Annotated in this window: 13 protein-coding genes; 5 read left to right on the top strand and 8 right to left on the bottom strand. The window is 62.9% G+C overall.

Features of this window, described 5'->3' with window-relative positions:
- Positions 1-110: 110 nt before the first annotated feature.
- The 7 genes from NX775_RS00005 to NX775_RS00035 form a co-directional block, all read right to left on the bottom strand.
- Entirely contained in the window at positions 111-548 is a 438-nt protein-coding gene (locus NX775_RS00005) for a GNAT family N-acetyltransferase (protein WP_258834111.1), read from the bottom strand.
- A gap of 69 nt (positions 549-617) precedes the next feature.
- Entirely contained in the window at positions 618-1,394 is a 777-nt protein-coding gene (locus tag NX775_RS00010; protein WP_258834112.1) for a peptidylprolyl isomerase, read from the bottom strand.
- Positions 1,395-1,478: 84 nt separating this feature from the next.
- A complete protein-coding gene (locus tag NX775_RS00015) occupies positions 1,479-2,258 on the bottom strand; it encodes a peptidylprolyl isomerase (protein WP_258834113.1) in 780 nt (259 codons plus the stop codon).
- A 104-nt stretch (positions 2,259-2,362) separates the two neighbouring features.
- Positions 2,363-2,668 carry a BolA family protein gene (locus NX775_RS00020; protein WP_258834114.1) on the bottom strand — a complete coding sequence of 102 codons (306 nt, stop codon included), beginning with the start codon at positions 2,666-2,668 and terminating at the stop codon, positions 2,363-2,365.
- Positions 2,665-3,297: a septation protein A gene (locus NX775_RS00025; protein ID WP_183552196.1), complete on the bottom strand. Its 633-nt coding sequence runs from the start codon at positions 3,295-3,297 to the stop codon at positions 2,665-2,667. The genes NX775_RS00020 and NX775_RS00025 overlap by 4 nt, the downstream gene beginning before the upstream one ends.
- A 13-nt stretch (positions 3,298-3,310) precedes the next feature.
- A complete protein-coding gene (gene msrB / locus NX775_RS00030) occupies positions 3,311-3,706 on the bottom strand; it encodes a peptide-methionine (R)-S-oxide reductase MsrB (protein ID WP_183552199.1) in 396 nt (131 codons plus the stop codon).
- Between the two features lie 31 nt (positions 3,707-3,737).
- On the bottom strand, positions 3,738-5,228 hold the full coding sequence (locus NX775_RS00035) for a protein adenylyltransferase SelO (protein WP_258834115.1): 1,491 nt from the start codon (positions 5,226-5,228) through the stop codon (positions 3,738-3,740).
- Positions 5,229-5,445: 217 nt separating this feature from the next.
- Here NX775_RS00035 and NX775_RS00040 point away from each other — a divergent pair, with 217 nt between their 5' ends.
- The 3 genes from NX775_RS00040 (at position 5,446) to NX775_RS00050 (ending at position 9,578) form a co-directional block, all read left to right on the top strand.
- Positions 5,446-7,113, top strand: coding sequence for a 3-(methylthio)propionyl-CoA ligase (locus NX775_RS00040; protein ID WP_307732020.1), 1,668 nt, complete (start codon positions 5,446-5,448; stop codon positions 7,111-7,113).
- Positions 7,114-7,186: 73 nt separating this feature from the next.
- Positions 7,187-7,384, top strand: coding sequence for a YqaE/Pmp3 family membrane protein (locus tag NX775_RS00045; RefSeq protein WP_258834116.1), 198 nt, complete (start codon positions 7,187-7,189; stop codon positions 7,382-7,384).
- A 103-nt stretch (positions 7,385-7,487) separates the two neighbouring features.
- On the top strand, positions 7,488-9,578 hold the full coding sequence (locus NX775_RS00050; protein WP_258834117.1) for a 3-hydroxyacyl-CoA dehydrogenase NAD-binding domain-containing protein: 2,091 nt from the start codon (positions 7,488-7,490) through the stop codon (positions 9,576-9,578).
- A gap of 63 nt (positions 9,579-9,641) precedes the next feature.
- Here NX775_RS00050 and NX775_RS00055 read toward each other — a convergent pair whose 3' ends face one another.
- Positions 9,642-11,345, bottom strand: a complete 1,704-nt coding sequence (locus NX775_RS00055; RefSeq protein WP_258834118.1) for an MFS transporter — start codon at positions 11,343-11,345, stop codon at positions 9,642-9,644.
- 223 nt (positions 11,346-11,568) lie between these two features.
- Between NX775_RS00055 and NX775_RS00060 the strand changes: the two genes are divergently transcribed.
- On the top strand, positions 11,569-11,871 hold the full coding sequence (locus NX775_RS00060) for a Dabb family protein (RefSeq protein ID WP_258834119.1): 303 nt from the start codon (positions 11,569-11,571) through the stop codon (positions 11,869-11,871).
- 25 nt (positions 11,872-11,896) lie between these two features.
- Positions 11,897-12,679 carry an SDR family oxidoreductase gene (locus NX775_RS00065; protein ID WP_258834120.1) on the top strand — a complete coding sequence of 261 codons (783 nt, stop codon included), beginning with the start codon at positions 11,897-11,899 and terminating at the stop codon, positions 12,677-12,679.
- Positions 12,680-12,695: the final 16 nt, after the last annotated feature.

The raw sequence follows: 12,695 nt of genomic DNA on the forward strand, positions 1-12,695 counted from the left end.
GCAGCTCTTTCGGACACGACCCCAGCCGTAGGGTGGACGGCTTCGCCGTCCACGCGTCCAACGAACCTCGCTGCGCCGCGACATTAAGCCAGTTTGAACGCGTGGGCGGCTTAGCCGCCCACCCTACGGGCGTCGAGAACGAAGACGCTGTCGCCAGCGCTCGATGATGCTAGCTGCCATCCCAAGCGGATATAGAACTGCGCGGCTCTGGTGTGCGTCCCCGTGCTCAATGTCACCCGTCTGAACCCCAGCGAGAACAGCCAGTCCGTTGCCAGCAAGAGCAGCTGCTTGCCCAGCCCTTGTCCCTCGAAGCAGGGATCGACGAACAGCGCCCAGATCGACCCGCCGATCCGGTTCGCGTAGCTGAACGCGACAGTCTCGCCATCGACCAGCGCCACCCAGCCGCGCCCATCTTTCTCCAGAAAATCGGCATACATCTGCGGTGTGATCCGCGCCGGGTCGCGCAGGGCGTTCTCCGTCACCGCCAAGCGGATGCGGGACATGTGCGGTATATCGTCGAACACCGCTTCACGAAATACGGGATGCATAAACGCCAGCTTCCAAATAAAAAGAGCGCACCCTCGGGTGCGCTCTTTGCGGTCAAGCCAGGCAGAGAATTACTGCACTTTGGCTTTCTTGACCAGGGTCTCGCGATAGGCTGCCAGCTGACGCTGTTGCAGGCCTTCGGTGACTTGCTGCTTGACTTCTTCCAGCGCCGGCACCTTGGCTGCGCGCACGTCTTCCAGCTTGATGACATGGAAACCAAACTGCGATTTCACAGGCGTTTCGGTGATGGCGCCTTTTTGCAGGGCGACCATGGCTTTCGAGAACTCAGGCACGTAAGTGGCCGCGCTGGCCCAGCCCAGGTCGCCGCCGTTCTGTGCGCTGCCGTCTTTCGACTGCTTGGCCAGTTCGTCGAACTTGCCGCCGGCTTTCAGCTTGGCGATGATGCCCTTGGCATCGGCTTCGGAGTCAACCAGGATGTGGCGCGCGTGGTATTCCTTGTCGCCGATCAGCGCTTTCTGCTTGTCGTACTCGGCTTTGACGTCGGCATCCTTGACCGGGTTCTTCTTGACATAGTCCGCCAGCATCGCGTTGATGATGATGCTTTGACGGGCGTTGTCGATGGCCGACTTGACGTCGGCGCGGGCGCCGATGTTCTGCTTGTCGGCTTCCTGGATCAATACTTCACGGCTGATCAGGTCTTTCTTGATCGCTTCGCGCAGGTCAGGGGAGTCCGCAGCGCGGCCCTGGGCCACGACCTGCTTGACCAGCTGGTCGACCCGAGCTTGCGGGATTGCCTTGCCATTGACGGTAGCGGCGTTCTGCGCGAGGGCAGGTACGGCAACGACTGCAATCATGGCGAACAACAGGCTGGCTGGCTTCAAAATCATCGTTGAGATCCTATATAAACTCGAAAAGTATCGCCGCAGGCGACGAATGCCGGCGTGCAAAGCGCGCGCCGGCGACAATACATCTTACTGCACCTTTGCCTTCTTGACCATTTGCTCCTGGAAGTCACGCAGCTTCTCTTGCGCGAGCGTCTCGGAGATCTGTGGCTTGACCTGGTCCATCGGTGGCAGCTTGGTCGCGCGGGTGTCGTCCAGCTTGATCACGTGGTAACCGGCATTGGTCTTGACCGGCACGTCGGTGATCGCGCCCTTGGCGAGCTTGGTGAAGCCAGCCGCGAATTCTGGCGGCATCGTGTTCGGGGTGACCCAGTCCAGGTCGCCGCCGGTGTTGGCAGTGCCGGTGTCCTTCGAGGTCTTGGCGACGTCTTCGAACTTGGCGCCGCCCTTGATCTTGGCAATCGCTGCCTTGGCATCGGCTTCGGTGCTCATCAGGATGTGGCGGACGTGGTATTCCTTGTCGCCCGTCTCTGCCTTGACCTTGTCGTAGGCAGCCTTGATCTCGGCATCGGTCACCGGGTTCTTGGCGATGTAGTCGCGGGCCAGGGCATTGACGACGATCGACTGGCGGGCGCTGTCCATCGCTTCTCGCACTTCAGGCTTCTTGTCCCAGCCTTGCTTGACAGCCTCTTGCATCAGCACTTCGCGGGCGATCAGGTCATTCTTGACGGCTTCGCGCAGCTGCGGCGTGTCCTGGCCCTGGTTCTGGGCAACGACCTGCTTGACGACGGCGTCGGCGCGTGCCGAAGGAATCGCCTTGCCGTTGACCACTGCGATGTTCTGGGCAAAGGCCGGGACCGATGCGATGGCAACGAGGGCTAACAGCAGGCGAGCGGGCTTAAAGGTCATGTGTATTCCTGTGACGGGTTTTAACTGGACAAGAGAAGTTCAGGTGGTGTACTTATCTGTTCGATTGTCGGGCAAATTTCTTAAAACTGCCTGAAAACCCGCTTTCAGGTCAGCTCGGAAGGCGCGATGGCGTTGATGGCCAGAGCGTGGATTTCCGCCTTGTTGATCATATCGTGCACGGCATCATACACAAGACGATGGCGCATGACCAGCTTGAGGCCTTCGAAGCGCGACGACACGATTTTGACGGAATAATGGCTGCCGCCGGAGGCCGCGCCGGCATGGCCCGCGTGCAGGTGCGAGTCGTCGCTGATCTCGAGCAGGGTAGGGGCCAGCTCGGCTTCGAGCTGGGCGCGCATGCGTGGTTCGCGATCGCTTTTGTCTGCGCTTTGTTCATTCAGATTGGTCATGCGTCTTCCTCCTTGATGTATTTGTAGAGCATCATCGTCTGAATCATGATGAAGGCAAAGAATATGGCGGTAAAGCCGAACAGCTTGAAGCTGACCCAGGCGCCGGTGTCGTTATGGAAGACCACGAACGCCATCAACAGGTTCAGCAAACCCATCGCAACGAAGAACGCCATCCAGATGTAGCCGATGCGGTTCCAGAACGGCTCGGGCAGCTTCATGTTCGGTTCCATCACCGAGCGGATCAGGTTCTTTCGGTAAAACACTTGCGCGATGAACAGACCCAGTGCGAATGCCCAGTACAGGATCGTTGGCTTCCACTTGATGAACAGGTCGTCGTGGAAATAGATCGTGGCGCCGCCCGCGACGACGATCACGCCCAGCGTCAGCCACATCGCGTTGTCGACCTTGCGCCCGCGCGCCAGCAGATAACCGACCTGGCACACGGTGGCGATGATGGCCACCGCAGTGGCCAGCAGGATCGCCGACTGTGACGGCGGCACGCCGCCGCCCGCAATCAATGGCCCCAGATACTCAACGGCCATGCGATGCGCCCAGGCCTGGTTGCTGTCGCCATACTTGTAGACGCCGAAGAACAGGAGGACCGGGAAAAAGTCGAACAGGAATTTCATCGTGCAATCACTCTCAGGCCGGGTCGAACCGCATCGAGGCGGAATTGATGCAATAGCGCAGGCCGGTTGGTGGCGGACCGTCCGGGAACACGTGGCCCAGGTGCGCGTCGCAGACGCCGCAAATGACTTCAGTGCGCACCATGCCGTGGGTGCGGTCGGTCTTTTCGATCACATTGGCTGGATCGAGTGCACGGAAGTAGCTCGGCCAGCCGCAGCCCGAGTCGAACTTGGTGTCCGATTCGAACAGCGGCGTGTTGCAGCAGACGCAGCTGTAAATGCCATGCTCGTGGTGGTCCCAGAACTTGCCCGTAAAAGCGCGTTCGGTCGCCGCGTGGCGCGTGACTTCGTATTCCATTGGGTCGAGCTGGTTACGCCATTCGGCGTCGGTCTTGGTGACTTTGTCGGTCATGATGCGGTTTCCTCGTGTCTCGTTGGTGTGTTTATGAAGAGCAGCTTACTTCGAGATGCGCGGCCCAATCGGGCGGCAGCTCCGCGTAGGCGGCGTTGTCGGGTTGTTCGTCGAACGGGCGCTCGAGCACGGCCAGCAGCTTGTGCACGCCAGTAAAGTCACCGTTCTGGGCCTGTTCGATGGCCGTCTGGGCCAGGTAGTTGCGCAGGATGTACTTGGGATTGACCAGGTTCATCGCAGCGCGCCGGGTAGCGTCCACGCTGTGTTCGCTGCGCAGGCGGGTGCGGTAGATCGCCGCCCAGGCGTCGAACGAGGCGCGGTCGATGAACAGGTCGCGCAGCGGTTCATCCTGCCCGGGCGCATCCACCTGCAGGTCGCCCAGCAGGCGGAAGAACAATGTGAAATCGGCGTGGTTCGCCTGGAGCAGCTCGATCGTGTCTTCGAACAGCTTGGCGTCGCCGTCCTGGGTGCTCTGCAGGCCAAGCTTGCCGTGCATCAGGATGTCCATCTGGCGGCCGAATTCGGGCCGATACACGGCCAGGGCTTCCTCGGCCACCTCGGGCTCGCCGATCAGCGGCAGCAGGGCATTGCCCAGCGCGTAGCAGTTCCAGTGGCCCACCGGCACCTGGTTGGCATAGGAATAGCGCCCGCCCTGGTCCGTGTGGTTGCAGATATGCCGGGCGTCGAATGCTTCCATGAAGCCGAACGGGCCATAGTCGAGCGTCAGGCCCAGGATCGACATATTGTCGGTGTTCATCACGCCATGCATGAAGCCCACGGCCTGCCAGTGCGCAATCATGCGCGCGGTGCGGCGCGTGACTTCGGCCAGCAGCGCCGCGTACGGATTAGCCTCGCCGGCGAGTTCAGGATAGAACTGCCCGATGACGTAATCGGCGAGCAGGCGCAGCTCGTCCTCGCGGCCTTGCGACGCCCAGTGCTCGAACGAGCCAAAGCGAACAAATGTCGGCGCCATGCGCGCCACGACGGCGGCCGTCTCGAGCGTTTCGCGGGCGATGCCTTGCGGCGAGCCGGTCAGGGACAGCGCGCGGGTCGTCGGGATGCCCAGCGCCGCCATCGCTTCGGAACACAGGAATTCGCGGATCGACGAGCGCAGCACGGCGCGGCCGTCGCCCATGCGGGAATACGGCGTGCGCCCGGCGCCCTTGAGCTGGATTTCCATCGGGCCGGTTGGAGTGGCGATATCGCCCAGCGTAATCGCGCGCCCGTCCCCCAGCTGGCCCGCCCAGACACCGAACTGGTGGCCGGAATACACGGCGGCAAGCGGTTGCGAGCGTGGCGCCACCTTGTTGCCGGTGAAGACCTCGACAAAATCGGGGCGCTCAAGGTCCTCGACGGTCAGCCCGATCAGGGCGGCCGCAGGTTTGCTGGCCGCGATGAAATGCGGCGCCGGCAATGGCGTGGGCATCAGGCGCGTGTAAAACGCTGGCGGCAATTCGGCGAAGGAATTGTTCAGTGCAAGTTCGTCGGCAGTGATGGCAGTCCTCGTTGGCGTGGTCGGCAATGAAACGATTTTACCCGACCGCGATATTACGCGTGATCGGGCACGCCAGTTCGCGCGCGTTACACCCTGTAACGGCGCCGACCGGGAGGGGCGGCTGAAAAGCGCGCGTGTTCAATGCGGCGCTGCATCATCGAATTGCGTTGACGCCGCGCCGCATCGCACACGACACTTTCGACGTTGCTGCTGAGCTTGATAACCCTCGAACCGTGGAGCCCATATGCCTGATTACCCGATGAGTCCCCTGCAAGGCCAGATGATGGATGCACCGCTGCTGGTCTCCGGCATCATCGAATTCGCCGCGCGTCACTACGGCGATGGCGAAATCGTCTCGCGCCGCGTCGAGGGCGACCTGCACCGCTACACCTGGCGCGATGCGGCCGCCCGCTCGCGCCAACTGGCCAATGCGCTGGACAGCCTGGGCATCGCCATGGGCGACCGGGTGGCCACGCTGGCCTGGAACGGCTACCGGCACCTGGAACTGTATTACGGCGTCTCGGGCTCCAGCGCCGTGCTGCACACGATCAATCCCCGTCTGCACGCTGAACAGATCGCCTATATCGTCAACCACGCCGACGACCAGGTGCTGTTCTTCGACCTGACTTTCCTGCCGATTGTCACTGCGCTGGCGCGCACCTGCGCGGGCGTCAAGGCCTGGGTGGCCCTGTGTGACAGCGCGGCGCTGCCACGTGATACGGGCATCGACACGCTGCTGTGCTACGAAGACCTGATCGGCGCGCAGAGCGATGACTATGCGTGGCCGCAGTTCGATGAACGCTCGGCCGCCAGCCTGTGCTACACGTCCGGCACGACCGGCAATCCAAAAGGCGCGCTGTATTCGCACCGCTCGACGGTCCTGCATGCGTACGCATCGGCCATGCCGAACGCGCTCAATGTGGCGGCGCGCGATGTCGTGCTGCCGGTGGTGCCGATGTTCCATGTAAACGCGTGGGGCTTGCCGTACTCGGTACCGCTGTCGGGCGCCAAGCTCGTGTTTCCCGGCCCGGCGCTCGATGGTCGCTCGCTGTACGACCTGTTCGAAGGTGAGGGCGTGACCTTCTCGGCGGGCGTGCCCACGGTCTGGCTGGGCCTGGTCAACCATGTGATCGGGCACGATCTGGCGTTCTCCACGTTCCGCCGCACGGTGATCGGCGGTTCAGCCTGCCCACCGGCGCTGATGGACACGCTGATGGACCGGTTCGGCATCGAGGTCGTGCATGCCTGGGGCATGACCGAGATGTCGCCGCTGGGCACGGCGTGCACGTTGAACAGCGCGCACCAGGCACTGTCGCCAGAGGCCCAGCGCGCCGTGCTGCGCAAGCAGGGCCACGCCATCTATGGCGTCGACATGAAGATCGTCGACGACGCTGGTACCGAACTCGCCTGGGATGGTGTGACGTACGGGCATCTGCTGGTGAAAGGACCGTGGGTCGTGTCCGGCTACTTCCGCGAAGAAGGTGGCAACGTGCTGGTCGATGGCTGGTTCCCGACCGGCGACGTCGCGACTATCGATGCCGATGGCTATCTGGCGATCACGGACCGCAGCAAGGACGTGATCAAGTCCGGCGGCGAATGGATCGGCACCATCGACCTGGAAAACGTGGCGATGGCGCATCCGGCCGTGCTGCAGGCGGCCTGCATCGGCGTCGCGCACCCGAAATGGGACGAGCGCCCCTTGCTGGTGGTCGTACGCCGGCCCGGCATGGACGTCACGCGCGACGCGTTGATCAGCTGGTTCGACGGCAAGGTCGCGCGCTGGTGGACGCCGGACGACGTCGTGTTCGCCGACAGCCTGCCTGTCGGCGGCACCGGCAAGATCCAGAAGAACCGCTTGCGCGAAACGTATGCGCAGCACCGTCTGCCATCGGCGCAGGAGACCGAAACCTAGCTGTGCGCCGCATTTCACGCCGGGCGGGTAAAGTTGTGTCACTTTTAACAATCTTCTACTCACAGGAATTCCCATGCGCCTGCTTATCGCCCTCATTTTTCCGTGGCTGACGTTCTTCACGATCGGCCGTCCGATTGCCGGCGTCATCTGCCTGATCCTGCAAATCACGCTCGTCGGCTGGCTGCCTGCTGCGATCTGGGCCGTCTACGCGCTGAACGAGTACAAGACCGACAAGAAGATTGCCGAGGCCAGCCAGCGCGGTCAATTCTGAGTGGGTAAGCAGCATCCTGGCTTGCCCGAATAACACGTTCGTTCGTTTATTTGCGGTATAGTTGGCAGCTCGGTCATTCCCACTTTCAGGAGACGAAATCGACATGAGCGCCGACTACCAGGTGCACGGCAGCGTTGCCGTCATCACGCTGAACAATCCCCCCGTCAATGGCCTTGGCCTGGCCACCCGCACGGCAGCCGTTGCCGGCATCCGGCAGGCCGAAGCCGACCCGACCGTCACGGCCATCGTGATCACCGGCGCCGGCAAGGCGTTCTCGGGCGGCGCCGACATCCGTGAATTCACGTCCCCTAAAGCGCTCACCGAGCCGACGCTGCATACGCTGATCGCAACTGCCGAAGGCGCGGCCAAGCCGGTCGTTGCAGCAATCCACAGCGTGTGCATGGGCGGCGGCCTTGAGCTGGCGCTGGGCTGCCACTATCGCGTCGCGGCGCCAGGCGCGCAGATTGCGCTGCCCGAAGTCAAGCTTGGCCTGCTGCCCGGCGCGGGCGGCACGCAGCGCCTGCCGCGCGTGCTGGGCCTGGAAAAAGCCCTCGACATGATCCTCACCGGCGCGCCGGTCGTATCCGACAAGCTGGCCGGCACGGCGCTATTCGACCGCGTATTTGATGCGGACGTCGACCTGCTGCCGGCCGCCATCGCGTTTGCCGAATCCATTGCCGCGGTCCGGCCGCTGCCGAAAGTACGCGATCGCGCCGTCGCGCATCCGGATGCCGCCGGCTTTCTGGCAGCGGCCCGTGCGCGCGTCGATGCGATGGCAGGGCCATTCCCGGCGCCGCGCGAATGCGTCGAGACAGTCGCCGCGTCCGTCACCGCTGACTCGTTCGAGGCCGGCTTGCAGTTCGAGCGCGAACGCTTCATGTACCTGACAACGACGCCCGAATCGAAGGCGCTGCGCCATGCATTCTTTGCCGAGCGCGCCGCCGGCAAGGTGCCGGGTGTGCCCCCCGACACCCAACCACGCCCGATTGCCAGTGCGGCCGTGGTGGGCGCCGGCACGATGGGCGCAGGCATCGCGATGAACTTCGCCAATGCCGGCATTCCAGTGACCATCCTCGAGACGAAGCAGGAAGCGCTCGACAAGGGCCTGGCCGGCATCCGCGCCGTGTACGAACGCAGCGTCGCCAAGGGCAAGCTCACGGCCGACAAGCTGGCGCAGCGCCTGGCGCTAATCACCAGCACGCTGTCGTACGACGCGCTGGCACAGGCCGACATCGTCGTCGAAGCCGTGTTCGAGGACATGGTGGTCAAGGAGCTGGTGTTCCGCGAGCTCGACAAACTGATGAAGCCAGGCGCGATCCTGGCCACCAATACGTCATCGCTCGACGTGAACCGCATCGCCGCGTTCACGGGCCGGCCGCAGGACGTGATCGGCCTGCATTTCTTCAGCCCTGCGCACGTGATGAAGCTGCTCGAGATCGTGCGCGGCGCGCAGACCGGGCCCGATGTGCTGGTCACAGCGCTGGCGCTGGCGAAGAAACTCAAGAAAACGGGTGTGGTCTCGGGCGTCTGCGATGGCTTCATCGGCAACCGCATGCTCGAGCAGTATCTGCGCCAGGCGTACGACTTGCTGGAAGAAGGCGCGCTGCCGGAACAGGTCGACCGTGCGATCGAGGCGTTCGGTTTCGCGATGGGGCCATTCCGTATGAGCGACCTGGCCGGCAACGATATCGGCTGGCATATCCGCAAGCGGCGTGCGATCGAGTCGCCGGACTTTGCCTATTCGAAGCTGCCGGACCTTTTGTGCGAACAGGGCCGCTTCGGGCAGAAGACGGGCGCCGGCTGGTATGACTACCAGGCGGGCGCGCGGGCGGCCACGCCCTCAGGCACCGTCGACGCGATGGTGACGCAGTACTCGAATGAGATCGGGATCGCGCGCCGCGCCATTCCGGACACTGAAATCGTCGAGCGGCTCGTGTATGCGCTGGTCAATGAGGGTGCCAAAATCCTCGAAGAAGGCATCGCGCTGCGGGCGTCGGACATCGACATGGTCTACCTGAGCGGCTACGGCTTCCCGCTGCACCGTGGCGGGCCGATGCTGTATGCCGACATGGTCGGGTTGCGAGCCGTGTTGGCGGCAATCGAAGGCTTTGCGCGCGGGCGTAATGGGGAGGCGTGGACGCCGGCGCCGCTGCTGGTGCAGCTGGCTGCGGCGAATGGCGCGTTTAACGCCTGAAGTTAAAGTGGCTCGATGCGTGGAGGGCGTCACGCTCCACGCATCGAGCACACAACAAAATGACTAGTCGTTCGCGTAGATATTGTTGTCCTTGGTCTCCCGCACGAACAGCGCACCGATCACGAACGTGGTCAATGCAATGATGATCGGATACCACAGGCCGTAATAGATATCACCCTTGAACGCCACCAAAGCAAAGGCCGTCGTCGGTAACAGCCCGCCGAACCAGCCATTACCGATGTGATACGGCAGCGACATCGACGTGTAGCGGATCCGGGTCGGGAACATCTCGACCAGCATCGCCGCGATCGGGCCATACACCATCGTCACGTACAGCACGAGGATGAACAGCAGCACGACCAGCATCGGCTTGTTGATCGCGGCCGGATCGGCTTTCTCGGGATAACCCGCGCTGGCCAGCGCCCCGGTGACCTCTTTCTTGAGCGCCGCTTCGCTTGCTTTCGAGGCATCGTTGAAGTTCAGGTTATCCGGCGTCATGACGGCGTTGAACGACTTGAACTCGGTCGTGCCAATCTTGATCGTGGCAACGGTGCCCGCTGGCGCATCGATGCGGTTGTAGCTGACCGAGGCGGCCGTCAGCATGCGCGTGGCAATGTCGCACGATGACGGGAACTTGCGGGTGCCCGTTGCATCGATCTGGAAGCTGCAGGTGGCCGGGTCGGCCACGACGAATACGGGCGCGGTGCGCAGCGCCGTTTCCAGTGCCGGATTACCATAGTGCGTGATCGCCTTGAAGATCGGGAAGTAGGTCGCCGCCGCAATCGCGCAGCCGCCCAGGATGATCCACTTGCGGCCGATCTTGTCCGACAGCGCGCCAAAGATGATGAAGAACGGCGTGGCCAGCAGCAGGGCGATCGCGATCAGGATGTTGGCCGTCGGGTCGGCAATCTTGAGCGTTTTGGTCAGGAAGAACAGCGCGTAGAACTGGCCCGTGTACCAGACCACGGCCTGGCCCATCGTCAGGCCGAGCAGCGCCAGCAGGGCGATCTTGGCGTTTTTCGGTTTTAAAAAGGCTTCCGACAGCGGCGCTTTCGATGTCTTGCCTTCCGCCTTCATCTTGGCAAACGCCGGCGACTCGTTCATCGACAGCCGGATCCAGACCGAAATCCCCAGCAGCACGACCGAGATCAGGAACGGAATGCGCCAGCCCCAGGCCTGGAATTCTTCTTCGCCGATCAGCGTGCGGGTGCCCAGAATGACCAGCAATGACAGGAACAGGCCGATCGTCGCGGTGGTCTGGATGAACGCCGTAAAGAGGCCGCGCTTGCCGTGCGGCGCATGTTCGGCCACATACGTTGCCGCGCCGCCGTACTCGCCGCCCAGCGCCAGGCCCTGCAGGATGCGCAGCGTGACGAGGATGATGGGCGCGGCGATACCGATCTGCGCATAACTGGGCAGAATGCCGACGAGGAAGGTCGACGCGCCCATCAGCAGAATCGTGATCAGGAACGTGTACTTGCGGCCGATCATGTCGCCCAGGCGCCCGAACACGAGCGCGCCGAACGGGCGCACGATGAAGCCGGCGGCAAAGGCCAGCAGCGCAAAGATGAAGGTGGTGTTGGGGTCGCCGATGAAGAACTGCTTAGCGATGATCGTGGCGAGCGAACCGTACAGGTAGAAATCGTACCATTCGAACACGGTGCCGAGCGAGGAAGCAGCAATGACCTTGCGCTCTTCCTTGGTCAGGCCAGCGGTGGTGGTAGAGGGTGGTACAGCGCCGACAGTGTTGCCGGGTGTGATTGCCATGGCTTGTCTCCGTTCATTGTTTTGTGTTTAAGCGGAAAGGCTGATTGTTGGTCAGCCAACCCAATTTGCGCCTCGAAACTTACGCGAATCTTGCAAAATGGGTAGCCGGAAGTCCGCGCTGTAAATATGTTTTTAGTATGGTTTTGGCGAACGATCGTGCGGTCGCTATACTGGTTGCGAAGGGCAGCCAGCCCTCCCCATCATGCATACAACAGGAGCACGAATGATCAAGCACATCGTCATGTGGAAGCTGAAAGAAGAGGCCGAAGGCGCAGACCGCGCGACCAATGCAAGCGAGATGAAACGCCGGCTCGATGAGTGCGCCGCAATCGTCCCCGGCATCATTACCTTCGAAGTCACGCTGGCACAGGCCGACCTCGAAGCGACCTACGACGTGGTGCTGTATTCCGAGTTCGCCGACCGCGCGGCGCTGGCCGCGTATATCGCGCACCCGGTGCACCAGGCCGTGGTGCCGTTCATCGGCGCGATCCGCGAAGGTCGCCAATGCATGGATTACGAAATCTGACCACGCCGTGCTGACCGGAGGCCGTATGCGCACCACGCAGGAACTGTTTTCACTGGAGGGCAAGACCGCCATTGTCACCGGCGGCTCGCGCGGGCTCGGGCTGCAGATGGCGCAGGCGCTGGGCGAGCAGGGCGCGCGCCTGATCCTCACCTCGCGCAAGCAGGAAGAACTCGACGCTGCCGTCGCCCGGCTGCACGATCTGGGCATCGAGGCGAGCTGCTTTGCGGGCGATCTGTCCGACCCGGCGCACGCAACAAGCCTGGTCGAGACGGCGCTGGCGCGCCTGGGCCATGTCGATATCCTGATCAACAATGCCGGCGCCACCTGGGGCGCGCCGGCCGAGGATTATCCGCTCGAAGCGTGGGACAAGGTGATGAACCTGAACGTACGCTCGGTCTTCCTGGTATCGCAGGCGGTGGGCAAGCTGTCGATGATCCCGCGCCGTTACGGGCGCATCGTCAATATCGCCTCGATTGCCGGCCTGTCGGGCAACCCGCCGGATGCAATGCAGACCATTGCGTACAACACGTCCAAGGGCGCGGTGGTCAACTTCACGCGCACGCTGGCCGGCGAATGGGGCCGCCACGGGATCACGGTCAATGCGATCGCGCCGGGCTTTTTCCCATCGAAGATGACCAAGGGCGTGCTGGCCGCGTACGGCGCCGAAGGTCTGGCAGCCGCGGCGCCACTGGGACGGCTAGGCGACGACGAAGACCTGAAAGGCGCGGTGGTGCTGTTCGCCTCCGACGCCGGCAAGCACATCACGGGACAAATACTGGCGGTCGATGGCGGCGTCACCGCTGTCTGAACGCACGGTCAAAGGA

Source organism: Massilia aurea, assembly GCF_024753205.1.
GTDB classification, from domain to species: domain Bacteria; phylum Pseudomonadota; class Gammaproteobacteria; order Burkholderiales; family Burkholderiaceae_D; genus Telluria; species Telluria aurea.